A 26,523-nucleotide genomic window follows, 5' to 3' on the forward strand; every position below is an offset into this window, starting at 1 on the left:
AAAAAGAGAGCCTCGGCTCTCTTTTTTTGTGCCGCGGAAGGCGGCATAAACACCGCCGCGCTCAGCTGTTTTTGCGGTATAGGATCAGCAGGCCCTTTAAGAGCAGGAGATCGTCGAACTCGATTTGATGTGAGCAGAGCGGGGTCACAAAGCGCGCCAGACCGCCGGTCGCGACAATGGTCGCCTTGCTGCCGAGTTCTTTTTCCATGCGGGAGAGTATGCCGTCCAGCATGCCGGCGGTGCCGTAGAGAATCCCGCTCTGCATGGCCTCGATGGTGTTTTTGGCGAGGGCCCGTCCCGGGGACTCGAGATCGATCGAGGGGAGCTGCGCGGTGCTGCCGCTCAGGGTGTTCAGCGAGACGCGGAGACCGGGGTGGATGACGCCGCCCACATAGTCGCCGTTTTTGTCCAGGGCGGTGATCGAGGTCGCCGTTCCCATGTCAATCACAATGATGGGAAGCGGGTAGTTTGCCTTGGCCGCGACGGAGTCGACAATCAAATCGGAGCCGATGTGCTTCGGGTCGTCCATGCGTATGTTCATGCCTGTCTTCATGCCGGCGCCGACCAGCTTGCAGGCAAGTCCCGTGACCTTGCGGACCGCTTCGGTGATGACGGCGTTCAGCGGAGGAACCACGCTCGACAGGATGGCACCCTCGAGATCCTCGGCTGCGATGTGATGCAGATCCAGTATGCTCTTTAAGCTCACGGCATATTCGAGGTCCGTTTTCCGCGTGTCGGTCGTGATGCGCTCCATAAAGTGCGTGTTTGTCTCGTCGATGCCGCCGATTACAATATTGGAGTTGCCCATATCAATGGCGAGTATCATGATTCCTTCCTTTCCGCGCCGAAATATGGTATAATTTCCCGCGCAAAAACAGCGTATTCTAGGGTTTTATAACATAGATCGGCTGGAAAAACAACGACAGGAGGCGCAAGTGGCTAGCGAATTTGAGGAGATTAAAAAGCGGCGGACCTTTGCGATTATCAGCCACCCGGACGCGGGAAAGACGACGCTGACCGAGAAATTATTGCTCTACGGCGGCGCCATCAATCTGGCCGGTTCGGTCAAGGGGCGAAAGACGGGCAAGCACGCGGTCAGTGACTGGATGGACATCGAGAAGGAGAGAGGTATCTCGGTCACGAGTTCGGTGCTGCAGTTCAATTACGAGGGCTTCTGCATCAACATTCTGGACACGCCGGGACACGAGGACTTCTCGGAGGATACTTACCGCACGCTGATGGCTGCGGACTCGGCGGTCATGGTGATCGATGCCTCGAAGGGCGTGGAGGCGCAGACCAGGAAGCTCTTTAAGGTCTGTACCCTGCGCCACATCCCGATTTTCACCTTCATCAACAAGATGGACCGCGAGGCGAGAGATCCCTTCGCGCTGACCGATGAGATCGAAGAGCTGCTCGGCATACGCACCTGCCCGGTGAACTGGCCGATCGGTTCCGGCAAGAACTTTAAGGGTGTCTTTGACCGTAACACGAAGAAAATCACGACCTTCCGGGCGGCGCACGCCGGCATGCAGGAAATCGAGACGGAGGAGCTCTCCCTCGAGGATGAGAAGCTCGGCTCTGTGATCGGCGAGGACTTTCTTTCGCAGCTCCTTGAGGAGAGCGAGCTCCTGGACGGTGCGAGCGATGAACTCGATATGGAGCGCGTGTCCCGCGGCGATTTGACGCCGGTTTTCTTCGGTTCCGCACTCACGAACTTCGGTGTCGAGACCTTCCTCGAGCACTTCTTAAAGATGACAAGCTCTCCGCTCGCCAGAAAGACGACGACGGGTGAGGTGGACCCGATGAAAGATGCCTTCTTCTCTGCCTTTGTCTTCAAAATCCAGGCGAATATGAACAAGGCACACCGCGACCGCATTGCTTTCATGCGCATTTGCTCGGGCGAGTATCAGGCCGGCATGGAGGTCGCGCATGTGCAGGGCGGTCGAAAGATACGTCTGAACCAGTCGACGCAGATGATGGCGGACGAGCGGAAGATCGTCGAGACCGCCTACGCGGGCGATATCATCGGTGTCTTCGATCCCGGCATCTTTGCGATCGGCGACACGCTGGAAAATGCGCGGGAACGCATTGAGTTCGAAGGCATTCCGACCTTTGCCCCGGAGCACTTTGCGAGAGTGCGCCAGATCGACACGATGAAGCGAAAGCAGTTTACCAAAGGCATAGAGCAGATTGCGCAGGAGGGTGCGATTCAGATTTTCCAGGAGCGCAACACCGGTATGGAAGAGATTATTGTGGGTGCGGTCGGCGTTCTTCAGTTTGAAGTGCTGACGTACCGCCTCAAAGCGGAGTATAATGTAGAGGTGAGGTTGGATACCCTGCCCTACGAGTACATCCGTTGGATCGACGAGCCGGAAAAGGTGGATGTCGATAAGATTCAGGGCACCAGCGACATGAAAGCGATTCAGAATTTGAAGGGAGAACCCCTGCTGCTCTTTACCCACCCCTGGAGTGTCAGAATGGTGGAAGAGCGCAATCCGGGGCTCAAGCTTCTTGAGTTTGGCAAATCCTGAAGATATAAGACAAATACAGAGGCAGTGAGAAGGAGGCGACCGGTATGAATCACAAGGAACAGATTTCGGCGTGGGTGGATGCACACAGAGAGGCATTTTTGGAGGATGTGAAGACCCTCTGCCGCATTGATTCGAGTAAGGGCGCCGCGGAGCCCGGCAAGCCGTTCGGAGACGGCCCCTACCGCGCGCTCTTGGCAGCGGAGGAAATGCTGAAGGGCTACGGCCTTGCAACCAAGAACTACGAGAACTATGTCCTTGCGGCGGACCTCGGCGAGGGCGAGCGCGAGCTCGATATTCTGGCGCACCTCGACGTGGTGCCGGGCCAGGGCGACTGGACCGTGACCGAGGCCTTCGAGCCGATCGAGAAGGACGGCGTTCTTTACGGCCGCGGTGTCGCGGACGATAAGGGCCCGGCGGTCGCGGCGCTCTACGCGCTGCGCGCGGTCAAGGAGCTCGGCATTCCGCTCAAAAAAAGCGTGCGTCTGATACTCGGCACCGACGAGGAGAGCGGTTCCGGCTGCATTGCGCACTACTACGCGAGCGAGAAGGAAGCGCCCTGCACCTTTTCGCCGGATGCGGAGTACCCGGTGGTCAACATGGAGAAGGGCAGACTCGCAGGTGAGTTTTCCCTCAGCTTTACCGCGGAGACGAGCGGCGCGCGCCTCATTTCGCTGACCGGCGGCAGCATTGAGAATGCGGTGCCGCCGCGGGCAAGTGCCGTGCTCGCGGGCGTTCCGCGCATGGTGCTCGATGTGACCGCGGACACGGTGCGGAAGCAGACCGGTTTAAAAATCGAGATCTCGGCGCTCAGCGCCCGGGAGGGGACGGCGGCCGAAGAGCAGGGTCACGTGACCCTGCAGAAGGTGGAAGTCAGCGGCAGAAATGCACACGCGGCGGCGCCGGAATCCGGCAAGAACGCGCTGACCGGCCTCCTGCTCTTTGTCTCCCTCCTGCCGCTCACCAAAAATAAGCTCACGGAGGCAATTCAGGGACTCGTGGCCCTCATGCCCTACGGCGAGACGAACGGAACATCGCTCGGCGTCGCATTCGAGGACAAGGAGAGCGGCCCGCTCACCCTGGCCTTCTCGAAACTCTCGATTGACGAGACTTCCCTGCACGGTCTCTTTGACTGCCGCTATCCGGTCACGATGGACGGCGCGGGTCTCGTGAAGACCTGCGAGGCGGCTTTCGGGCGCTACGGCCTTGTCTTCGACGGCAGACGGCTTCGCGCGCCGCACGCGGTTTCGGCGGATTCGCCCTTTGTGCGGGAACTGAACCGCGTCTTTGAGGCCTACACCGGTCTGCCGGGCGGTACGGTCGCAATGGGCGGCGGCACCTATGTTCACGACTTGAAGAACGGCGTTGCCTTCGGTGCCTTCTACCCGGGCAGCGACACGCGTATGCACGCGCCGGATGAGCAGGCAAACGTAGAGGAACTCCTGACTTCGGCAAAGATTTTTGCGCAGGTCATCGTGGATCTCTGCGGCTGATGAAAGCTATTAAAAAAAGTAATAGAATCAGATAGAGATATAGTATGAGCAAATGCGCGCGCCCGCGTTGACAGGGCGCGCGCATTTCTTTACAATGCCACATATCAGTGAAAGAGAGGAGGCGGGTATGGCAGTCGATATCATACGAATCAGCCATCTGGTCAAGGAATTTAAGACGGCGAACGGCGTAGTCCACGCATTGGATGATGTCAACTTAAGCATACGCCACGGCGAGATTTACGGCATCATCGGACTCTCGGGCGCAGGCAAGTCGACGCTGGTCCGCTGTATCAACTATTTGGAGCGCCCCACCTCGGGCGATGTGTTTTTTGACGGTGTGAGCCTGTCGCAGATGAAAGAGAGGGACAGGCGCGAAGTGCGCCGCTCGATGGGCATGATTTTCCAGCAGTTCAACCTCCTGGAGCAGAGAAATGTGTTGAAGAATGTCTGCTTTCCTTTGGAACTCGGCGGCATGAAACGGGTGAAGGCGGAGGCAAGGGCCAGAGAACTTCTGAATCTGGTGGGGCTCGCGGATCGCGAGAAGGCCTATCCGGCACAGCTCTCCGGCGGACAGAAGCAGCGCGTTGCGATTGCGAGAGCCATTGCGACCGAGCCGCGCGTGCTGCTCTGCGACGAGGCGACCTCGGCGCTCGACCCGAACACGACCGAGTCTATTCTGAATCTCATCCGGGATATCAACCGGACGCTCGGCATCACGGTCGTCATGATCACCCACCAGATGTCGGTCATCGAGGCGGTCTGCGACCGCGTCGCCATCATCGACCAGAGCCGCATTGCGGAGGAGGGAGAGGTGCAGCGCATCTTCTCCGCGCCGCAGTCCAAGATAGGGCGCGAGCTCATTCTGGGCGGCGATGTGCGCCAGGAAGAATTCGGCGCTTCGAAGAAGATACGCGTGACCTTCGACGGACGCTCCGCCTTTGAGCCCGTCATCGCAAACATGATTCTCGGCTGTCAATTGCCGGTGAACATCCTCTTTGCGGCGACCAAGGAAATCGGCGGTAAGGCGGCGGGACAGATGGTGCTCCAGCTTCCGGAGAACGAGGCGGATGCGATGAAGCTCATCCACTACCTGCGCGATCGGGGCGTCAACCTGGAGGAGGTGAAGAACAGTGATTTTTAATTCACAGATTGTAGACATGTTGTTGCTCGGCCTAAAAGAGACGGTCTACATGGTCTTTCTCTCGTCCTTTCTGTCCTATGTGATCGGCATACCGCTCGGCATTCTCCTGGTTGTCACGGACCGGGACGGCATACAGCCGAACATCATCGTAAACACCCTGCTCGGTATTATCATCAACATTCTGCGCTCGGTGCCCTTTATCATCATGTTGCTCGCGGTGCTACCGATTACCCGCTTCATTGTCCGGACCACACTCGGACCGAGCGCGGTGGTCGTGCCGCTGGTCATTGCGGCCTCGCCCTACATTGCCCGCATGGTGGAGAGCTCCTTAAAGGAGATGAACGCCGGTATCGTTGAGGCGGCAAAGTCGATGGGGGCAAGCAACTTCCAGATTATCTGGAAGGTCATGCTGCCGGAGTCCATGCCCTCGCTGCTCACCGGTGCCGCGATTTCCATCACGACCATACTCGGATACTCCACCATGGCCGGCTTTGTGGGCGGCGGCGGTCTGGGAACCCTGGCCATCAACTACGGCTACTACCGCTATCGCATGGATGTGATGATGGTGACCGTCGTGGTCCTTGTGATCATCGTCCAACTGATACAGGAGTTCTTCTTATTCCTGTCGCGCCGCGCCGATAAGCGCGCGCGCTGAGACAACACGCTTTGATTCCGCCGTCGGCGGCATATCATAGACATCAAACAAACAACAAGATTTGGGAGGAAACAAAAATGAAGAAAAAGGTATTTTTAGCGGCAACGCTTCTGGGACTGTCTCTGCTCACGGCTTGCGGAAGCCAGAAGAAGGCGGAGAGCAGCGCTTCGGGAGACAGCAGCGCAGCGGGCAGCAGTGAGGCAGGCAGCAGCGCGGCAGAGGCTACCGGCGACAAGGTCATCACGGTCGGCGCTTCCCCGTCCCCGCACGCGGAGATTCTGGAGGCTGCAAAGGACGCGCTGAAGGCAGAGGGGTATGAGCTCAAGGTGGTTGAGTACACCGATTATGTGCAGCCGAACCTTGCGCTCGAGTCGAAGAGCCTTGATGCAAACTACTTCCAGCACCTGCCCTACCTTGAGAACTTCAACAAGGAGAGAGGCACGAAGTTAGTCAGTGTGGCGGCAATTCACTACGAGCCCTTCGGCATCTATGCGGGTAAGTCGAAGGATTTGAAGAACCTTCCGGACGGCGCAAAGATTGCGGTTCCGAACGATGTGACGAACGAGGCGAGAGCGCTACTGCTCCTTGCGGATCAGGGGCTCATTACCCTGAAGGACAACACGGACATCAATGCGACCAAGCAGGACATTGTCGAGAACCCGCACAACATTGAGATTGTCGAGGTCGAGGCGGCACAGGTTCCGCGTTCCCTCCAGGACGTCGACTTCGGCGTTGTGAACGGCAACTTTGCGATTGCTTCCGGCCTGAAAGTTACGGACGCGCTTGCAACCGAGGCTGCGGATTCGGTCGCGGCGAAGACCTACGCAAATATCGTTGTGGTTCGCGAGGGCGATGAGAACAGCGAGAAGATCCAGGCGCTGGTGAAGGCACTTACGACCGCCGAGATCAAGCAGTTCATTGAGAATAAGTACCAGGGCGCGGTTGTCCCGATTTTCTGACAGTGAGTAAAAACGATACGGAGAGAGAGAACCTTTCGGTTCTCTCTTTTTTTATGCTCGAATGAATCCGCGTATATTCCGGCTTTCGTCCGATTTTGTATCGCTTATAACGGCGAGGTGCGAAAACTTAGAACGGATATTTATAAGCCGATAGCAGATAGCGTAAATGTCCATATCCGAAGCGCTGCCGCTATGACTAGGCAGCTTTGGGAAATAGTGCTATAATACGCCTGATTATCAGGGTGGCATTTCGTGCAAAAGCGCGGGATTCATAAAGAAAGACAAAACATCCTGGACCAAAATTGAAGCAATACGGGGATCATCAGACAGTTGTGGAAGGAGAAAGAGCATGAAATTCAGCGAACTTGAATACCGCCGTCCGGATGTCGCGCGCATTGAGGAGGATTACAAAGCCCTCATTGAGCGGGTCAAAAAAGCGGAGACCGACGAGGAAATTTTGGATATCTGGGCAGCGCACCAGCGCCTCAGCACCGAATTCAATCTCTCGGACAGAACCGTCTATATCCGCAATACAATGAACACCAAGGATGAGTTTTATCTTGGCGAGAAGGCATATTTCAACAGTGTCTCGCCGAGTTATTACAACACGCAGAACCAGCTTTACAAGGCGCTCCTCGAGCACCCGAAGCTGCAGGTTCTCGCGGATAAGTTCGGATCGATTCTTCCAAAGAAGATGCAGGTCGCGCTGGACGCTGCGGATGAGAGCGTCATTGACCTCCAGAGAGAGGACAACGCACTGGTTCAGGAGTATGACGAGCTCTACGCAAGCTACATGGTCGAGTTTGAGGGCAAGCAGATGACGCTCCCGCAGCTTGCGATTTACATGATGGGCGGCAAGGATTCCGCGACCCGCCGTGCGGCGCGCGAGACCGACGGCAAGTGGTTCGACGAGCACCACGAGAAGCTCGACGACATCTTCAGCCGCATGATTCAGAACCGCAACGAGCAGGCAAAGCGCATGGGCTATCGCGACTACTCCGAGCTCTCCTACCTCCGCATGGGCCGCATCGGCTATAACATGAAGGACATCGAGAACTACAGAGAGCAGGTCGCAAGAGACTTGGTCCCGGTCGCAAAGCAGCTCATGGATCTTCGCATGCAGCGCGTCGGCATCGAGAACCCGAAGCTCTACGACCTCGATATTTGCTTTAAGGACGGCAACCCGGAGCCGGCAGGCGATTCCGACTACATGCTCGCGATGTGCAAGAAGATGTACGACGAGCTCAGCCCGGAGACCGCCGAGTTCATCGACTGGATGTTTGAGAACGAGAGCTTCGACGTGCTGACCAAGCCCGGCAAGCTCCTCGGCGCTTACATGTACAATGTGAGCGGCTACGGTCCCTTCGTGTTTGCGAACTGGAACGGCAGCGCCTTTGACGTCGATACGATTACCCACGAGATGGGACATGCGTTCCAGGGCTATGTGGGCAACAAGCTCGGCCTCACGCTTGAGCTCGTCGAGCCGGCCATGGAGACCTGCGAGATTCACTCCACCTCGATGGAGTTCCTGACCTCGCCCTTCCACCACCTCTTCTTCGGCAAGGATACGGCGAAGTACCAGCTGCAGCACGCAGAGGATGCGCTGGTTGCAACTTGCTACGGCTGCCAGGTCGATGAGTTCCAGCACATTGTCTACCAGAAGCCGGAGCTCACCCCCGCGGAGCGGAATCAGGTATGGCTTGAGCTCGACAAGAAGTATCGCCCGTGGATTGACAACGACGGTCTTCCGTTCTACGCGGACGGCGGCGCTTGGCAGAAGCAGAAGCACATCTACGAATTCCCGTTCTACTTCATCGACTATTGCCTCGCGAGAACCGCGGCACTCCAGTTCTTTGCCCTTCACCTGAAGGATGAGAAGGAAGCTTGGAAGCGCTATGTGGAACTCGTGAAGAAGGGCGGCAGCGAGACTTACTCCGACCTTCTGCAGCAGGCGGGCTTCCAGAATCCCTTCGGCGAGGGCAGCATGAAGGAAATTGCGGAAACACTGGCAACATGGTGCAAGGAGAATCAGGTCTGAGTCGAATACAGTAGGGGGATAAGGCTATGCAGGACGTAAAAGTTTTGTCAGCGGAAGAGAAACAGAGAGAAATTGAAAAGATTCAGGCGGACAAGAGATTCGTGGGACACCCGGTCGGCGTGCTCACCATCGGACTCAAGTTCATGTGCAATTCGTTTTCTTACTACGGACTCACCTCGATTCTGATTTATTACCTGTACGCAGCACTTCCGGAGGGACTGGGACTCACCAAGACCGAGGCCTCGCAGCTCCTCTCGCTCTACTACGCACTGGTTATCATCTGCGGCGTCATCGGTTCTTACATGGCAGACCGCGTATTCGGACCGCGTACGGCAATTCGGCTGACCTGTATCGTAATGCCGATTGCCTACCTCCTGCTCGCAATCCCGGGCCTCGGCATTGCGGGGTATGCGGGCGCGCAGGGTATGATGCTCTTCTCGAGCATGCTCGGCGGCCGCAGCATGGACGCGCTGACGGCAAAGCTCTATAAGAAGGGCGACACCAGAAAAGACAGCGCGTTCGCAATCACCTATGTCATTTCGAACATCGGTGCCTGCGTTCCGGGCATCACCGGAACCATCGCGATTGTGGCGGGCTACCACACGGCCTTCCTTGCCTGCGCGGTGTTCTCGCTGATCGGTTCCATCTTCTTCATCGTGAGTGAGAAGAAGTCCTTCGGCATCATCGGCACGGAGCCGGACGATCCGCTGCCGCCTGCGGCGCGTCGCACGGCTGTCTTAAAGCTGGTTGCCGGCGTCGCGGTGGTCGCAGCGCTGCTCAGCTTCCTGTTTACAAATCGGATTATCACCATCACCCAGTTTGCGAATGCGGTAAGTAGTGTAGGTGTAGTTGCGCCCGTGGCATATTTGTTGTATATTATGTTGAGCCCAAAGACGACAAAAGAGGAACGGGCTCGTCTGGTTTACATCATTCCGATGTTTATCGCTGCCAGCTTTACGTTACTTGTGAACTATCAGGCGACCACGGTGCTTGCGATTTATGCGGAGACCAACGTAAACCGCAACCTCTTCGGCTTTGAAATCACCCCGGCGGCATACTGGACGCTCAACGCCTTTTTCGCCGTCATCTTCGGTGCGGTTCTGACCGGAATCTGGGGTAAGCTCGGCAAGAAGCAGCCGTCCACACCCGCGAAGATGGGCATCGGCACGGCACTCTACGGAATTTCGATTCTCTTTATGATCATTCCGTTCAGCCTCTTCCCGGCGGATGTCAAGGTGAGCCCCATGTGGCTGGTCGTTTTCTTCGCAATCATGACCATCGGTGAAGCGATTGTCACCCCGGCCGGAGAGTCGGCGGCATCGCATGTGGCACCGGCCGCATTCTCGACGCAGATGATGACGGTCTGGGCCATGGGACAGTCGACCGGCGCAAGCCTGAGTTCGCTCGTGGTGAACTTTTACCGCGAGGGCAGCGAGCCGCTCTACTTCCTTGCAATCGGCGCGGCGGTAACGCTCTGCGGCGCGATTGTCGTGATCTTCAGCAAAAAGCTCGCAAAGGGCATGGGCATCGGCACCGGCCACGGAGACGAGCAATAAACACAACAGTATCCGCAGCTCGGAGGGCGCTACGGCGCTCTCTGCCTGCGATATGATATTTCGAGAGAGGAGGAACAATGCAGATAACCCTGTGGGGCAGCGAGTTGCGAGCTCGGCTCTGTCCGTAAAATGACAGGGAGTAACTAGGAGGGGGAGCAAGTAATACTTGCAGTTACTTTTGTTTTTCTATCAGAATTACCGTTTTAATTCAGACAGGAGGATTTTATGGAAGCAGCTGTAAACACAGAACTGGATGCAAAGAGAAAGGAGGAGCAGGCTCAGCTCGAAAAGCTTCAGAATGAGCGTTGCTTCATCGGCCATCCGTTCGGTATCGGAATTGTGAGCTTTAAGTTCTTCATGACCTCGCTCACGAGCTACGGTATGAGCGCAATTCTGATTTACTATTTCTACGCAACGGCACCGGAAGGCCTCGGCCTCACCAAGGTTCAGGCGTCTCAGATGATCACCCTGAACTCGGCACTCGGTTCCATCTTCAGCGTCATCGGTTCCTACATGTCGGACCGCGTCTTCGGTAACAGAAAAGCATATCGCTTTGTTAACTTTACCGGACCGTTCCTGTACTTCCTGCTTGCAATTCCGGGCCTCGGCATGACGGGTGTTATCCTGCAGTACGCGCTCGGTAACGTCAACTCAATGATCGCCGGAAGCTCGCTCTACACCCTGATGGGTAAGCTCTACGCAAAGGGCGATAAGAGACGTGACGGTGCGTTCGCAATCACCTACGTGCTTTCGAACATCGGTGCTATGTCTCCGATCGTCGCAGGTACGCTCGCTAAGGTTGCGGGTTACCACTTCACCTTCTTCGTGCTCGGTATCCTCGGCGCACTCGGCTCTCTCGTTTACCTTCTCTTTGAGAAGAGAGCTTTCGGCCCGATCGGCATGGAGCCGGACGATCCGCTTCCGCCGGCTGAGAGAAAGAAAGCTGTCATCTACCTGATTGTCGGCACCCTGGTGTTCTGCGGCATTCTGGCTGCACTGTTCCTGAGCGGCGTCGCTACCATTGCGAACTTCTCGAACACGGTCAGCACCATCACCCTGTTCCTGCCGGCTGCTTATTTTGTCTTCATGTACAAGAGCAAGAAGACCACGAGAGAAGAGGCGCACAAGCTCCTCTACATCATCCCGATGTTCATCGCAGCTTCCTTTGCAATGATGGTTTGGTACCAGGCTACCACGATTCTCGCAATCTACGCGGAGACCAGCGTTGACCTCAACTTCTTCGGCCACGAGGTTTCCCCGACCATCTACATGACGCTCCAGGCTATCATGGCAATCGTCTTCGGTTCCATCATCACCGGTCTCTGGAGCAAGCTCGGCGACAAGCAGCCGTCCACCCCGTGGAAGATGGGCTTCGGTACCATGCTCTACGGTGTCGGCACCCTGATCATGATTCTTCCGTTCCAGCTCTATGCGCCGGGCGTGAAGGTAAGCCCGTTCTGGCTTGTTGCATTCTACATGGTCGTTATCATCGGTGAGGGTATCTCCTATCCGGCTGGTAGCGCATCCGCTTCCGCACTCGCACCGGCAGCGTTCGCAACCCAGATGATGCAGACTTGGACTATGTCCATGAACGCAGGCGCAAGCCTTTCGAACCTCGCTTCGAACTTCTACAAGGAAGGCAGCGAGACCACGTACTTCCTGCTCATCGGCGGCAGCACCTTCCTGGTCGGTTTCATCATTCTCCTCGTCTCCAAGAAGCTCGCGAAGGAGATGGGCTTCTCGAAGCAGGCGGCTTAAACAACCGAACAAAACGGAAATAAACTTCAGCACATTTAAAATGTAAGTTGCGCTGTCGGACCCGTGTCAAACGGGTTCGGCAGCCTTTGTTTTTCGGGATAGTACACCGCGACGCTCTGCGCGAATCAGAGCCAACAGAAAGGGGAAAGACCATGGCAGGCAGACCTATGCTTGACAATGAGGCGATTTTCAAAGATCGCAGTTTTCTGGGGCATCCGAAAGGCTTGCTCACGATATGTCTACGGTATTTGTGTAACTCCTTTTCCTACTACGGTTTTACGGCAATCCTGATCTACTATCTCTACAAGGAAGCGCCGGTCGGTCTCGGCTTCGATAAGACCGAGGCGGCACAGCTTTTGTCGCTCTACTTTGCGCTCGTGGTTATCTGCGGCGTGGTCGGCTCCTACATGGCGGACCGTGTCTTCGGTGTCCGGAAGGCCCTGCGCATCATGAATATAATAGCGCCGATTCCCTACATGATCCTTGCGATTCCGGGCTCCGGCGTCATCGGTTACGCGGCGGCAACCGGCCTTCTGCTCTGCAACAGTATGATTGCGGGCCAGTCCATGAACACCCTGACCGCAAAGCTCTATCAGCAGGGCGATGCGAGACGAGACAGCGCCTTCGCGTACATCTACATCATTGCAAACATCGGCTCCGCAATTCCGGCTGTGACCGGAACCATTGCGCTGCTCTTTAGCTACCACGCTGCATTCGCGCTCTGCGCGGCGGCATCTGTGGTCGGTTCCACGATTTTCCTCTCGACGGAGCGCCGCGTGTTCGGCAGCATCGCGGAGGAGCCTGCGGATCCGTTCCCGGAGGCGACCAGAAAGAAGGCGGTCTTCGTGCTTGCGGGCATTGTTGCAATCGTCGCGGCAATCCTTGCATATCTCTTCAGCAACCGCATCATCACGATCAAGCAGTTTGCAAACACGGTGAGCTCGGTCGCAGTCTTCCTGCCGGCGATTTACCTGGTCTATGTGATTTCGAGTCCGAAAACCAAGCCGGAAGAGAAGCGCCGCGTGCTCTTCATTATCCCGATTTTCATTGCCTACTGCTTCACGAACCTGGTCTCTTACCAGGGTAACACCGTGCTCAGCATCTATGCGGAGACTTCGGTGAACATGAACTTCTTCGGCAAGGAGATCACCCCGGCATCCTTTGTGACCCTGCAGTCGATTTTCTCGATTCTGCTCGGCTCCGCGATTTCGGGACTCTGGGCGAAACTCGGCAAGAAGCAGCCCTCCACCCCCGGCAAGATGGGCATCGGTACGCTTTGCTACGGCATCTCGATTTTAATCATGGTCCTGCCCTTCCAGATCTATGCGCCGGGTGAGAAGGCGAGCCCGCTCTGGCTCGTCGCGTTCTATGCGATTTACACGATAGGCGAGGCCATCTGCTGGGCGGCCGGAACATCGGCGGCGACCATTGTCGCACCGGCAGCCTTCGCAACGCAGATGCTCACCATCTGGTCCATGGGCCAGTCGACCGGCGCCAGCCTCTCTGCACTCGCGGCCAATTTCTACAAAGAGGGCAGTGAGTCCGTCTACTTCCTGGTCATCGGCATTGCGGTCATTGCGGCGGCGGTTACCATATTGGTGCTGCAGAAGCCGCTGGCACACGGCATGGGACTGGACAAGAAGGACTGAGCCCGTCCGCAAAGTAAGATACAAGAGTAAGAATGTCCGCACTCCGGCGAAATGCCGGTGTGCGGACATTCTTTTTTTATATTTCGGGAATAGTACACAAAAATCTGTAAATAAAGCCGGGATTGTACTTGTAAATGCTGAAAGATATGATACGCTTATGCAAAACAGCACGGATTATGCATAAAACCGGGCGCGCATCAAGGAGGAGAGGAGGTTCGTTTTTCACGGGCGTTTTGTTCGGCATTGATTCAACTTTGAACAGGAGGTTTTCGGTATGGAAGCGCTTGCAACGGCAGAGAAGGAGAGGACTCGGCAGGAGGAAATCAGCAAACTGCAAAACGAGACCTGTTTCATCGGCCATCCCTTTGGTGTAGGCATTGTCAGTTTCAAGTACATGATGGGCAGCGTCACAAGCTACGGCTTCAGCGCCATCTTCATCTATTATCTCTATGCGGCGACGCCGCAGGGACTCGGGCTCACCCAGCTTGAGGCTTCGCAGTTCATTACCCTCGACATAGCCCTCGGCTCCATCTTCGGCGTCATCGGCTCCTACATGGCGGACCGCGTCTTCGGAAACAGGCGAGCCTACCGTTTCTGCGCGATTACGGCGCCCATGTATTATTTCTCCTTCGCGATTCCGAATGTGGGCATGATGGGCCTCATTCTCTACTGCGTGGTCGGCTATGTGAACAGCGCGGTCGCGGGAAGCTCGCTCTACTCCCTGCTCGGCAAGCTCTATGCGCAGGGCGATAAGCGGAGAGACGGTGCGTTCTCGGTCATCTACGTGCTCTCGAACATCGGCTCCATGTGCCCGGTTGTAATCGGTGGCATTGCCCTCGTTGCGGGCTATCAGGTCACCTTCTTCATCCTCGGTGTGATCGGTGCCCTCGGCAGTATTGTCTATCTGATACTTGAAAAGCGCGCCTTCGGCCCGCTCGGCATGGAACCGGACGATCCGCTGCCGCCCGCACAGAGAAAGAAGGCGGTTGCCCTTCTCATTGCGTTCTTCATCGCGTTCGGCGGCATTCTCTTCCTGCTTTTTGACTTCAAGCTCCTTACAATTACGAGCTTTGCAAACATCGTCAGCGTGTTTACGCTCATTCTTCCGGTCATCTACTTTGTCTATATCCTGAGAAGCAAAAAGACGAGCGATGCGGAGAGAAAGCGTCTGCCCTATCTGATTCCCATGTACATCTCGAGTGCGTTTGCGATGATGGTCTGGTATCAGGCGACCACGATACTCTCGATTTACGCGGAGACAAGCGTGAATCTGGTGTTCTTCGGACATCGCGTGGCCCCGAGTATTTACATGACTCTGCAGGCAATCTTTGCCATTGCAATCGGAACACTTTGCGCGGGCATTTGGAGTAAACTCGGCAGAAGACAGCCCTCGGCAGCTTGGAAGATGGGCTTCGGAACCATGTGCTACGGTCTCGGCACCCTGCTCATGATTCTGCCCTTCCAGCTCTACGCCCCCGGGGTTAAGGTCAATCCGTTCTGGTTGGTCGGCTTTTATCTCATTGTGATCATCGGCGAGGCAATTTCGTATCCCTCGGGCAATGCGGCGGCCTCGGCGCTCGCACCGGTCGCGTTCTCGACGCAGATGATGACGGTCTGGGGCTTTTCCGGCACGGCGGGTGCCAACCTCTCGACCCTGGCGTCGAACTTCTACCGCGAGGGCTCGGAGAGCCTCTACTTCCTCGGCATCGGCGGCAGCACGCTCCTGGTCGGTCTGATTTTAGTCATCTTCTCCAAGCGCTTTGCGAAGGGCATGGGACTCAACGAAAACGCGGAAGCCGCATAAGTCAAATAAGCCTCTGTCGGCAAAATGACGACAGAGGTTTATTTTATTTTTATAATTGTTAAAATTATGACAAAGAATAGCCGGTCGGTAGGATAAATATCCTTGAATTTAAACAATAGAGTGATACAATACAGATAGAGAGAGGTAATTTTTCCCAGTCACAGCGAGACGCAGTTACAACGGCGGTTTCGCCGATGAAAATCGGATGGGAAAGGAGGTCTGTTTCTTTTTTACTGGTTGAAGTAACTTTTTCATTGCGATAGGAGGTTCTTGTTTATGGAAGCAGTTGCAACAGCAGTACTCGATGAAAAGGAGAGAGAGCGGCAGGAACAAATCAAGAAGCTGCAGAACGAAACCTGTTTCATCGGCCATCCCTTTGGCGTCGGCGTCATGAACTTCAAGTTTATGATGGGACAGATTACCGGCTACGGTATGACAGCCATCTTCATCTATTACCTCTATGCGGCAGCTCCCGAGGGTGTCGGCCTCACGAAGGTGCAGGCATCGCAGATTATCACCCTCGATGCGGCACTTGCCTCGATCTTCTCGATTGTCGGTTCCTTCATGGCAGACCGCGTGTTCGGAAATCGAAGGGCCTATCGTTTTTGTACCATCACCGGGCCATTCTTCTATTTTTCTCTCGCGATTCCGAGACTCGGCATTGTCGGCGTGGTTCTCTACTGCTGCATCGGCTACCTGAACAGTATGGTCGCCGGCAGCTCCATGTACTCGCTGCTCGGCAAGCTCTATGCCCAGGGCGATAAACGGCGAGACGGTGCGTTCTCGATTCAGTATGTGCTCTCGAACATCGGCGCTATGTTCCCGGTGGTCATCGGTTCCATCGCCCTGGTGGTCGGCTATCAGAAGACCTTCTTCATCCTCGGCATTGTCGGTGCACTCGGAAGTGCGGTCTACCTGGCGCTTGAGAAGCGTGCCTTCGGCCCGATCGGCATGGAGCCGGACGATCCGCTGCCCCCGGAGCAGAAGAAGAAGGCGGTTACCTGCCTTGTACTCGGTGTTCTGGCCTTCGGCGGTCTGCTCTTCCTCCTGTTCACGAATGAGATTCTGACCATTTCGAGCTTCTCGAACATTGTCAGCGTTGTGACCCTTTGCCTGCCGGCAATCTACTTTGTTTACATGCTGAGAAGTAAGAAGACCAGCAACAGCGAGCGGAAGCGCCTGCCCTATTTGATTCCGATGTTCATCACGGGCGCATTCTCGATGATGGTCTGGTATCAGTCCGCAACCATACTCGCAATTTATGCGGAGACCTCGGTCGATCTGAATTTCTTCGGCTTCCAGGCACCGCCGAGCGTCTTCATGACGATTCAGGCGATTATGGCAATTGTGATCGGCATCATCTGCACCGGTCTCTGGAGCAAACTCGGCAGAAGACAGCCCTCCACCCCGTGGAAGGCAGGCTTCGGAACCATGTGCTACGGTCTCGGCGCCCTCATCATGGTGATTCCCTTCCAGATTTACGCACCGGGCGTCAAGGTGAGCCCCTTCTGGATGATCGCATTCTACTTTGTCATGATCATCGGTGAGGCGGTTTCGTATCCGGCGGGAACTTCCGCAGCTTCCCAGCTCGCACCGGCGGCGTTCTCCACGCAGATGATGACCATCTGGGGCTTCTCGGTCACCGCGGGCGCAAACCTCGCGAACCTGGTTTCGAACTTCTACCACGAGGGTTCGGAGGGCGTTTACTTCCTCGGCATCGGCCTCAGCACGGCGCTTGCCGGCCTTATCCTCCTGTTCTTTGAGAAGCGTCTCGCAAAGGGCATGGGTCTGAACGAAGGCCCGGCGGCGGAAGCGGCATAAGGGCAGCGGTATCCGTCGAGCTAAGACAGCAAATAGCGAATAGAATGACGTGAAACGCGTCACAAGAGAGTCACGCGTAGGGCGGGCGGCTGAATCGCCGCCCGCCCTGCGCCGTTTTTACAACTGAATACAGAATTCAAAACCGGAAGGAGTAAGAAAATGGGTAGCAGCAGTGTCAACGGCACGGCAGATCCGAACGAGGCCCTGTACCGGGATAAAAGTTTCCTCGGACATCCGAAGGGCTTGTTCACCGTTTGCGTCAAGAATCTCTGCAGTTCCTTTGCGTATTACGGCTTCACGGCAGTTCTGATTTATTATCTCTATACCGAAGTTTCAAAGGGCGGTCTCGGCCTTGAGAAAACAGAGGCGGCACAGCTCTTGTCGCTCTACTTTGCGCTGATTGTCGTCTGCGGCGTGGTTGGCAGCTATATGTCCGACCGTGTCTTCGGCGTTCGAAAGTCCCTGCGCATTGTCGTCACGATAGGTCCTCTGCCCTATATCATCCTCGCAATTCCGGGCTCCGGCCTGATCGGTTATGCGGCGGCTATGGGCATACACTTGATCGGCAGTATGGTTGCGGGGCAGGCCATGACGGCCCTCACCGGAAAACTGTATGCCAAGGGAGATGAGCGGCGCGACGGTGCCTTCTCCTATGTCTATGTCATTTCGAACATCGGCGCGGCGATTCCGAGTATCAGCGGTACGGTTGCCCTGCTCTTCGGCTATCACGCGGCATTTGCCCTCTCGGCGGCGGCCGCAATCGTTGGTTCCGCCTTTTACCTCATCATGGAGCGCAAGGTGTTCGGCACCATAGGCGAAGAGCCGGACGATCCCATGCCGCCGGCAGCGAGAAAGCGCGCTGTCTACATTTTGATTGCGGCGGTCGTAATCACGGCGGTGACGCTCTATCTCTTGTTCAGCAGCGGGATACTCACCATTACGCGCTTTGCGAACAGCGTGAGTTCGGTCGCGCTCTTCCTGCCCGTGGTCTATTTTATCTACGTGATCACGAGCCCCAAGACCAAGCCGGATGAGAAGCAGCACATCCTCTTCCTGCTCCCGATGTTCATTGCCTACTGCTTCACCCTCTTAATCAGCTACCAGGGTCAGACCATCCTTTCGATTTACGCGGAGACCTCGGTTGACCTGAATATTTTGGGCGTTCAGATTACCCCGGCGGCCTTCCAGACCTTGCAGGCAGTCTGCTCTGTCATCCTCGGCACGGTCATGGCGACACTCTGGGCGGCACTCGGCAAGAAGCAGCCCTCGACACCCGCCAAAATGGGCATAGGCACCATTTGTTACGGCCTTGCGATTCTCATCATGATTGCGCCCTTTAAGATTTACGCGCCGGGCATGAAGGCAAGCCCGCTCTGGTTGGTCGGCTTCTATGTCGTGATGACGGTCGGTGAGGCCATCTGCTATCCGGCGGGAACTTCGGCGGCAACTTCGGTGGCACCGCTCGCGTTCTCGACGCAGATGATGACGATTTGGTTCATGGGACAGTCGACCGGCGCAAGTCTCTGCGCCCTGGTCGCTAACTTCTACAAGGAAGGAGCGGAGATTCCGTACTTCTTCAGCATGGGTATCCCGGTCGTTCTGGTCGGTGTGCTCGTGCTTCTGTTCAGCCGCCGTCTCGCGCGGGGCATGGGACTCAGCTCCAAGGAATAAGACAAACGGCGCACGCGGTATTCGCCGCGTGCGCTGCCGCTATATTGAAAAGAAATGACTGCGCATTTCGGGGAGGGGTGGTAATCCCTTGGCTGTTATGCTAGAATAACAGGTGGAAAAACTCCTCGCACCATATAATTTGCGCAAGCAATCGGAACTCGAGGAGCATTTTTGTGGCAGAAACGTGAAAAAGAGGCGCTTTGCCACGGGTACGATTAAGCCTCGGCGGAAGGTCCGCTGATCCTGAATCACAGCATCCATGACAGGAGGAGAAACAAATGAATTACGATGCGAATATCAAGAGAATCCGCGAAATCATGGTGAGACTTCGCATGCTGGAGACCGCGAACAATATCATGTTCTGCGACCAGTGGCATGCAGGCCCGGAGGCCGGTTTCGACCAGACCACCAATGTGGAAATGTACCTCAGCGAGCTCACCCAGCAGCTGGTTGAGAACGACGAGGTGAAGCAGCTGGTCGCGGATTTCGCAGACTTTGACAAGGATCAGTACAAGAGCGACATCGACCGCGGCATGGTGCGCTACCTGAGCGACCGCTATAAGAATGCAACCCTGATTCCGCTGGAGCTCGGCGAGGAGCTGGGCCGCATTAACAACGACGGCAGAAAGGCTTGGCACGAGTGCAAGAAGAACAACGACTTCAAGGGCTTCAAGCCCTATCTGCAGAAGCAGTTTGAGGTGCAGAAGCGCGTTGCGGATGCCATCAACCCGAACGAGTCTGCGTTCCAGGTGCTCGTGAACTGCTGGGATGCGGACTGGAGACTGGAAGAGATTGATAAGATTTTCGGCGAGGTGAAGCCGGAGATTGTTTCGCTTCTCAAGAAGACCGAGAGCTACAGAGACAGCATTGACCCCTCCGTCATCGACTGCGATGTCGACAGAGAGACGAAGGAGAGAATTGTCAGAAAGCTCATGGATTACTACGGCTTTAACTGGAACCAGGGCATTCTCTACGAGGAGGAGCATCCGAGCTGCGTCTGCGCGGGACCGAGAGACTCCCGTCCGTCGACCAACTACTCGAGAAACCTGTTCTACACCCTGCTCGGCGCTGCGCACGAGACCGGACACGGCATCTACAACTACGGCTCCTCTCAGGAAGTCGTGGATGCGGGCCTCTGGGGCGGCATTGACGGCAGCATGCACGAGTCCCAGTCCAAGTTCTACGAGGATCAGGTCGGCCGTTCCCTCGAGTTCTGGACGGCGTTCTATCCGGAGATTCAGAAGGAAGTGCCGAAGTTCAGAGACATCCCGGTCGAGACCGTGGTGAGAGCGCTGAACAAGCCGAACCCGGGCTGGTCCAGAATGCAGGCGGACGAGCTCACGGTGCCGCTGCACTTAATTCTCCGCTACGAGATGGAGAGAGACTACTTCTCGGGTAAGCTTTCGATTGATGACATGGAAGAGGCTTGGAACACGCGCTACAAGGAGTACCTCGGCGTGACCCCGAAGAACGCTTCCGAGGGCATCCTGCAGGATGTTCACTGGAGCACGGGCTTTGTCGGCTACTTCCAGGGCTATGCGCTCGGCTTGGTCTATTCCTGCCAGTACCGCAACAGCATTCTGAAGGCACATCCGGACGCTTGGAAGAAGCTCGCAAAGGGCGATATCTCCGATATCAACAGCTGGCTTGCGGAGCACATTCACAGCCTCGGCCAGACCTATACGACCAGAGAGACCATCATCAAGGCGACCGGCGAGGACGTCAACACGAAGTACTATCTGGAGTACCTGAGAGGCAAGTTCACTCAGATGTAAGCGAAAAGCGCTTTGACAATGCGTTGACATTGAAGCACTTTTGCAGGATTAAAAAAGTGCAGGGCATATCCCTGCACTTTTTCATTATTCGTCTCATCCACCGAAAGGAGGCATTATATGAATCAAGCTGAGCAGGCAATTCTGAACGGAGAACCGCGTCTGGTTTACGGGCAGCCGGAGCTGAACGATAAGGACGCGCTGATTCTCACCTTTTTTGGCGATGGATTTACAGAGAGTGAACAGGAACTTTTCTTTGCCGAGGCAAAGCGCATGGCAAAGTACATGATGGCTACGCCCCCGTGGGACGAGTATGCCGATGCGGTGAAAATTTACGCGATCGGTGTGTGCTCGAATGAGAGCGGTGTGCGCGCGGACCATGCGCGAACCCAGGCGGAGGCGGATGCGGATACGCGCGACAGCGCCTTCCGCGCGTCTTTCTGGACTTCGGGCATGCAGCGCCTGGTCGAGATTGCAGAAGAGGACATGGAGCGGGTGCGTCGCATTTACCGCGAGAAATTGCCGGCAACGGACTACGCGATTGTCATGGTGAACTCCGAGGTATACGGCGGTTCGGGCGGCGAAATCAGCATTGTCTCGCGAAACGACGAGTCGCTTGAGATGTTGCTCCACGAGCTCGGTCATACGATCGGCATACTCTCGGACGAGTATTTTGCCGGCAACAGCTACGCGGGCGAATATGTGAATATGTCGGCGGAGTCGGACCCGAAGAAGGTGCGCTGGAGCCGCTTCATCGGCAAAAACGGCATCGGCGTCTACGAATACGACAACGGCGGCGACGGCTGGTTTAAGCCGCACCAGAACTGCAAGATGCGCTATCTCGGACGGCAGTTCCCCTTTTGCGAGGTCTGCAAGGAGGCGCTGCGCGACCAGTTCTCCGCACACTCGAATGTGACCAAGCTTTTCTGGCAGCAGTACGCGGACACGCTGCGCGAGGGAGAGGGCGAACTGAATCTCAGACAATATGTCATTGTCCGGAGAGGCGGAAAGAAGGAGACCGGAGAAGAACTCGGCGACCGCTTAAAGCTCAGCTACTTTGACGAGGCCGGAAAGGCCCTCACGGCGGCACCGACCGCGGCGGGAAGCTACCGCCTCCGCGCGGAACTGATCGGCGATGCGGTCTACGGCGATGCCGTGCTCGAGACGAGCTTTGAAATCGAGCCGCCGGACCTCATTGATCTCGAGGTGGAGAATAAGGTCTGCGACGGCAAGCCGATCGCGGTGAAGGCCGTGCTGCACGATGCGCCACCTGCGGAGCTCCGCTATTCCTACAGCGGCACCATGCCCTATGCGGCGGAAATTACCCACCTCTACGAGGACACGCTTCCGCCGGTGCTCCCGGGTCGCTACACAGTGACGGTCACCGCGCATGAAAAGGGCAGCGGGAAGCTGCTCAGCAGAAAGAGCAAGGAGTTTGAAATCTCCCTGCACACGAGCTGCATAGCGGATCACAACACGCTCGAATATCCGGGCGCACAGCCGTATTACAACAACCAGACCATCGTCTTTACGGGCGAGGGCTACAGCGCGAATGAACTTGACAAGTTCGAGGCAGATGCGCGACGCTTTGTCGATTACTTCCGCTCCCTGCCGCTCTACAAAGAGGCAGATCAGTACTTTAACTACTACACGGTGCAGGCGGTGTCGGAGGGCACTCACATCGGCAAGGAGCCGAGCAACACTTACTACCACGTGAGCCGCAGCGACGAGGGCAAGCTCGTGCAGACCGAAGCGGGCACGCGCGCGGCCATGTACATGGCAAACAACGGTGTGACTTCGTTCTACAAGGCTGCCGTTGTGCTTGTGAACGGCGTCTACGATGTGGTGGGGACCACGGTGACGAACAAGCGTTTCATTGTCTATGCGCCGGTCGATGAGAAGGGCATGCGCTTTGCGGCAATGGAACTTCTCAATTACCTCGCGGGCAAGCCGGAGGGCGTGCGCGCCGTGACCGCGGAAGAAAAGGCCGTGCAGAGAACGGAATTCCTCTCGGCACTCTACCGCCAGTGGGAAGAGTACGACTACGCGCCGATCCTGAGCCGGGCCTATGAAGAAGAGTTCAAGGCGACGGGAGAGCCGGTGGATTTAAGCGCCCACTTCCACACCTATGTACACGGCAAGGAAGTCAAGGTGCCCTACCGCATCCGCTACTACGAGGATAAGAACGGCGAACGCGGTGCGGAGCTTACCGGCGCGCCGAAGGAGCCGGGTACTTACCGTGCTTTTGCGGAGTTGGTACTCGATGAAGGCAAGGATACCTGCGAGGCAGAGCTCGACGGAGAGAAGTTCAGCCTGCCGCTTGCGCGCTACGAGACGCAGTTTACAATACGCGCCTAAACCGATTTCGGCTTCGAAGCCGATATAACATGAAAGGGGAACGTCCCGGGTCGTATCATCGACCCGGGACGTTCCCTTTCGGAATTTAATTCGTTTTCTGTTTCAAGGCGTTTTCGACGGCCTTCATAATACCTTCGGAACTGGAGGTCGCGCCGCTCGCGGCGTCCACCTCTGTGGTCTGCTGTTCCAAAATGGCGTTGACGACCTGTTTCTTGGCGTCGTAGAAGTACTCTTCGTCGTCGTCTGTCTTCAGGATTTCGATGGCTGTAATCTTGCCGCAGGCAACGCTCACCTTGACCTTGATGTTGCCGTTATAGCCGACGCCCTTGCCCTCGTATTCGCCGTCCGGGACAGCGGCGGCAATGCCGTTGCCGCATGCAGGCGCCGCGCCTGTGTCTTCGGCTTTGCTTGCCGACTCGGAAGCGGAGGAAGCGCTGTTCGCGCTTTCTGCGGCGGAAGTGCTTTGCGCCTGCGCCGTGTCCGCGCTGCCTTGCTTACCGGCCTGCACCGTGCGGAAGGCAAAGAGAAGGACGAGGAGCATGAGAAGGCTGATGCCGCCGTGCAGGCAAAGGACTTTGCGCCGTCTCGCGGCGCGCTTTGCCTCATAATCGGGGGCGCTCGGGAGCGGTTTCTTCAAAAAGGCCTTCGTGAGTCGCAGCATGAGATAGACCCCGTAGAGCAGGGTGTAGAGCGCAAACTGCACGAGGTATTCCGTCTTTCCCTGCCGGAGCCCGTTGCTGTAGATAAAGGCGATGTGCAGGTAGAGGAGGCCGTAGAAGAGATAGGAGAGACGCTGCAGCTGTTTCCAGCGCTTTGCGTTCATCTTACGCCGCACGACTTGGAAGGAGGTCACGGTGAGCGGCAGAAGAAGGAGTATCATCACGAGCGAGAAGCAGGCCGCAATCAGCTCGTAGCTTTTCAGCTTCCCCGCATTCGTAAAGAGCAGCACAAAGTAGCGCTGTCCGTAGGCAATATTGTGCGCGAGGGTCAGAATTGAGGCGCCGATCGCAATCTGCGCGCGGAGCGTCATCATGACGCGCTGCAGACGGCTCTTTTGCGGCAGCACAATCGCATACATGACCCAGAGGAACATACTGCCGGCGAGTACGCCGCGCTTTAAGAGGCGGTTTACCACGTAGGCGACGGGCGGTGTCAGGAACTTGTGCGGTAGAAAAAGACTGAGCAGCGAGAGCAATACAAAGAACAGATAGAAAAAAACCGGCCGCCGCCGGATCTGCTTCTCCAAAAGGGAGAAGCAGAGGCCGGTGACGGCCAGGCAAAGCACTAAACTCATTTTGCCTCCACGGTGAAGCTGAGTTCCGGATAACCGTCGGCCGTGAGGGTGACCGGGTAAGAGGAAGCGCCGTCAAAGACCTTGACATCGCCGTTGTCGCCCGCGGTCGTCGCATCGAGCTTCACGCTGCCGTCCTCGTTGAACGCCGTCGTGCCGAACTTGCGTCCCTTGCCGCCCTTGTACTCGGTCTCGCCGATCTTTGCGGAGCTCGTGGTTTTTAAGTAGTCGGCAACCGTGAGACCCTGTGCATTCTCCTTGAGCGAGAGCTTGTTGTCCGCGAAGCTGAAGTCCTCTGCGCTGAGACCGGAGTCGACCGTGCAGCTGAAGGAGACATCGGAGAGCTTGTCGTTCGTGAAGATGAACTGGTAGGTGCCCGGCTTTGCCTCCTTCGGAAGTGCCAGCACGCCCGCGGTCGCAGTGTCGACCTTCACATCGGAGTCCGCACGGCGGTACACGACGCGCTCCAGCTTGTACTCATCGGAACCGGTGTTCAGCTGATAGTTGATCTTGGTGCCTTCCGCGGAGTAGGTAACCTTTTCGTCGCCTGTGACCGCGTAGTCTGCCGGAGCCTGGTTCTTCACGAAGAGATCCAGATCAACCTCGACATCGTCGCCGTCCTTCACGAGGTAGGTGACCTTCTTGATGGTCTTGCCGCCGATGTCCGCGAATCTCTCGTACTGCTTTGCGGACTTGTGCGACTTGTCCTCGAACGCGACTGCGGAGAACGCAATCTCCTCGGGCTTCAGCCAGAGGTTGTCGAGGTGCTTTAAGCCGTACTTTGCGCCGTCCGAGGTCTCGAGGATCGCACCCTGCATATTGTCCGGGTCCACATCGATGCCCTTCAGATCAAGCTCGTAGTTACCGTAGTTCGAAGTGGTCGTAATCGAAGCCTTGACATCCGCTGCCTTCGTGACCTTGCCGAAGGTCTTGGAGAGGGTACCGTCGGAATTCAGGACCTTGTACTCCGCGGGCTGAGCGCTCTCTTCGCCGGTTACATTGCCGACCAGGGTGAGAATGGGATTCTTTGCTTCCTTCTTCTCTTCGATGGCCTTCTTTGCGTCCTCGTAGAGGGGCTTTGCGATTGCGACATTGACTTCCGCGACACCGTTGTAGACAGAGGTCTCACCCTGCTCTTCGGCGTAAGCGCCCTTAAACTTCTTGTACTTGCCGACGGTCGGCGAGGTGACCGCGTCGTACTCGCCTTCCTTCCGGAAGCCCGCAGCCTCAACGGCATCCGCCTTGTCAAGCTGCGCCTTTGCGTCCTTCGAGTACGCCTCCGGCTGCACGTCCTTCAGTTCGCCGTAGTAGTAATCCGCGTACGGCACATTCATCTTGACGAACACGTATTCGTCTGCGGAGAGCGCCGGAACCTCTTCCGCCGCGGCGGAAGAACCTGCCTCGGCCGTGGAAGCCGCGCTGCTGTCGGCGGAAGCCGTGGTCTCCGCCTTCTGACCGCCGCAGGCAGCGAGCAAGGTTGCCGCAGCGAGTGCCGGAAGGATGCGATAGAGCTGTTTTCTCATATACAGAACCCCCTTTTGTGACAACTAATTACAGTTCCCTAACGATAGTTATTATGCACTACCGGTCTGAGTGTCGTCAAGCGGAAAGAAAACGCTGTGTTTACTTTTTCGGACCGACACAGTATACTTTTGAAAAAGTCGCGGCATTTCGCGGCGGAAAGGAAGGTACTTCGCCATGGACGAGTTTGAATTGGAAGAGGGACCGGTGAGCGGTGAGGATCTGATCGGAGAAATTGCGAATCTCTACCCGGAGACGCAGGAATTTTTGATGAGCCTCGGCATGCACTGCCTGGGCTGTGCGGCTGCCGCTTCGGAGACGCTCGCAGAGGCCTGCCGTGTGCACGGACTCAGCACCTTCAAGGTGAAGCGCGAATTAAATCGCATCATCACGGAGAATCCCGCTTGACAGAGCGGCCTCCTTCGTCTAAAATATCCGAAAATCGAAACAAACCGTTGATGCGGAGATAAAGGCGATCATGCTTCTACAGAGAGTCTGCGGTGCTGAG

General features: G+C 56.4%; 18 protein-coding genes and 1 other annotated feature (1 of these 19 only partly in view). Of the genes, 15 read left to right on the forward strand and 3 right to left on the reverse strand.

Features of this window, described 5'->3' with window-relative positions; translation table 11 throughout:
* Positions 1–61: 61 nt before the first annotated feature.
* On the reverse strand, positions 62–826 hold the full coding sequence (locus QU660_RS02055; protein ID WP_304946686.1) for a type III pantothenate kinase: 765 nt from the start codon (positions 824–826) through the stop codon (positions 62–64).
* A gap of 109 nt (positions 827–935) precedes the next feature.
* Here QU660_RS02055 and QU660_RS02060 point away from each other — a divergent pair, with 109 nt between their 5' ends.
* The 14 genes from QU660_RS02060 to QU660_RS02125 all read left to right on the forward strand — a co-directional run bounded on the left by QU660_RS02060 (position 936) and on the right by QU660_RS02125 (position 23,203).
* Positions 936–2,531 (forward strand): peptide chain release factor 3, encoded by a 1,596-nt coding sequence (locus tag QU660_RS02060; protein ID WP_304946687.1) that lies wholly within the window; start codon positions 936–938, stop codon positions 2,529–2,531.
* Positions 2,532–2,575: 44 nt separating this feature from the next.
* Positions 2,576–4,021 carry a Sapep family Mn(2+)-dependent dipeptidase gene (locus tag QU660_RS02065; RefSeq protein WP_304946688.1) on the forward strand — a complete coding sequence of 482 codons (1,446 nt, stop codon included), beginning with the start codon at positions 2,576–2,578 and terminating at the stop codon, positions 4,019–4,021.
* Between the two features lie 127 nt (positions 4,022–4,148).
* A complete protein-coding gene (locus QU660_RS02070) occupies positions 4,149–5,162 on the forward strand; it encodes a methionine ABC transporter ATP-binding protein (protein ID WP_304946689.1) in 1,014 nt (337 codons plus the stop codon).
* 16 nt (positions 5,163–5,178) lie between these two features.
* Positions 5,179–5,817, forward strand: a complete 639-nt coding sequence (locus tag QU660_RS02075) for a methionine ABC transporter permease (RefSeq protein ID WP_443027790.1) — start codon at positions 5,179–5,181, stop codon at positions 5,815–5,817.
* A gap of 77 nt (positions 5,818–5,894) precedes the next feature.
* The gene (locus QU660_RS02080) at positions 5,895–6,776 is read left to right on the forward strand and encodes a MetQ/NlpA family ABC transporter substrate-binding protein (protein WP_304946691.1); all 882 of its coding nucleotides are present in this window, start codon (positions 5,895–5,897) and stop codon (positions 6,774–6,776) included.
* A gap of 349 nt (positions 6,777–7,125) precedes the next feature.
* The gene (locus QU660_RS02085) at positions 7,126–8,814 is read left to right on the forward strand and encodes a M3 family oligoendopeptidase (RefSeq protein WP_304946692.1); all 1,689 of its coding nucleotides are present in this window, start codon (positions 7,126–7,128) and stop codon (positions 8,812–8,814) included.
* A 26-nt stretch (positions 8,815–8,840) separates the two neighbouring features.
* A complete protein-coding gene (locus QU660_RS02090) occupies positions 8,841–10,370 on the forward strand; it encodes a peptide MFS transporter (protein WP_304946693.1) in 1,530 nt (509 codons plus the stop codon).
* A gap of 225 nt (positions 10,371–10,595) precedes the next feature.
* Positions 10,596–12,128 carry a peptide MFS transporter gene (locus QU660_RS02095; RefSeq protein WP_304946694.1) on the forward strand — a complete coding sequence of 511 codons (1,533 nt, stop codon included), beginning with the start codon at positions 10,596–10,598 and terminating at the stop codon, positions 12,126–12,128.
* A gap of 152 nt (positions 12,129–12,280) precedes the next feature.
* On the forward strand, positions 12,281–13,777 hold the full coding sequence (locus QU660_RS02100; RefSeq protein ID WP_304946695.1) for a peptide MFS transporter: 1,497 nt from the start codon (positions 12,281–12,283) through the stop codon (positions 13,775–13,777).
* A 274-nt stretch (positions 13,778–14,051) separates the two neighbouring features.
* Complete coding sequence (locus tag QU660_RS02105) at positions 14,052–15,581, forward strand: peptide MFS transporter (RefSeq protein WP_304946696.1); 1,530 nt, start codon at positions 14,052–14,054, stop codon at positions 15,579–15,581.
* Positions 15,582–15,857: 276 nt separating this feature from the next.
* Complete coding sequence (locus QU660_RS02110; RefSeq protein ID WP_304946697.1) at positions 15,858–17,402, forward strand: peptide MFS transporter; 1,545 nt, start codon at positions 15,858–15,860, stop codon at positions 17,400–17,402.
* Between the two features lie 159 nt (positions 17,403–17,561).
* Entirely contained in the window at positions 17,562–19,073 is a 1,512-nt protein-coding gene (locus QU660_RS02115; protein WP_304946698.1) for a peptide MFS transporter, read from the forward strand.
* Between the two features lie 278 nt (positions 19,074–19,351).
* On the forward strand, positions 19,352–20,848 hold the full coding sequence (locus QU660_RS02120) for a carboxypeptidase M32 (protein ID WP_304946699.1): 1,497 nt from the start codon (positions 19,352–19,354) through the stop codon (positions 20,846–20,848).
* Between the two features lie 117 nt (positions 20,849–20,965).
* Positions 20,966–23,203 (forward strand): M64 family metallopeptidase, encoded by a 2,238-nt coding sequence (locus QU660_RS02125; RefSeq protein WP_304946700.1) that lies wholly within the window; start codon positions 20,966–20,968, stop codon positions 23,201–23,203.
* Positions 23,204–23,288: 85 nt separating this feature from the next.
* On the opposite strand, the gene QU660_RS02130 is transcribed toward QU660_RS02125, so the two are convergent.
* Both QU660_RS02130 and QU660_RS02135 read right to left on the reverse strand, forming a co-directional pair.
* Positions 23,289–24,497, reverse strand: a complete 1,209-nt coding sequence (locus tag QU660_RS02130) for an FMN-binding protein (protein WP_304946701.1) — start codon at positions 24,495–24,497, stop codon at positions 23,289–23,291.
* A complete protein-coding gene (locus tag QU660_RS02135; RefSeq protein ID WP_304946702.1) occupies positions 24,494–26,017 on the reverse strand; it encodes a hypothetical protein in 1,524 nt (507 codons plus the stop codon). Before QU660_RS02135 ends, QU660_RS02130 begins: the two co-directional genes overlap by 4 nt.
* 175 nt (positions 26,018–26,192) lie before the next feature.
* Between QU660_RS02135 and QU660_RS02140 the strand changes: the two genes are divergently transcribed.
* Entirely contained in the window at positions 26,193–26,423 is a 231-nt protein-coding gene (locus QU660_RS02140) for a DUF1858 domain-containing protein (RefSeq protein ID WP_304946703.1), read from the forward strand.
* Positions 26,424–26,461: 38 nt separating this feature from the next.
* Positions 26,462–26,523 (forward strand) — a binding site (T-box leader) (it continues 178 nt past the right edge of the window).

Origin of the sequence: Stomatobaculum sp. F0698 (assembly GCF_030644385.1) — a bacterium.
Lineage (GTDB): Bacteria > Bacillota > Clostridia > Lachnospirales > Lachnospiraceae > Moryella.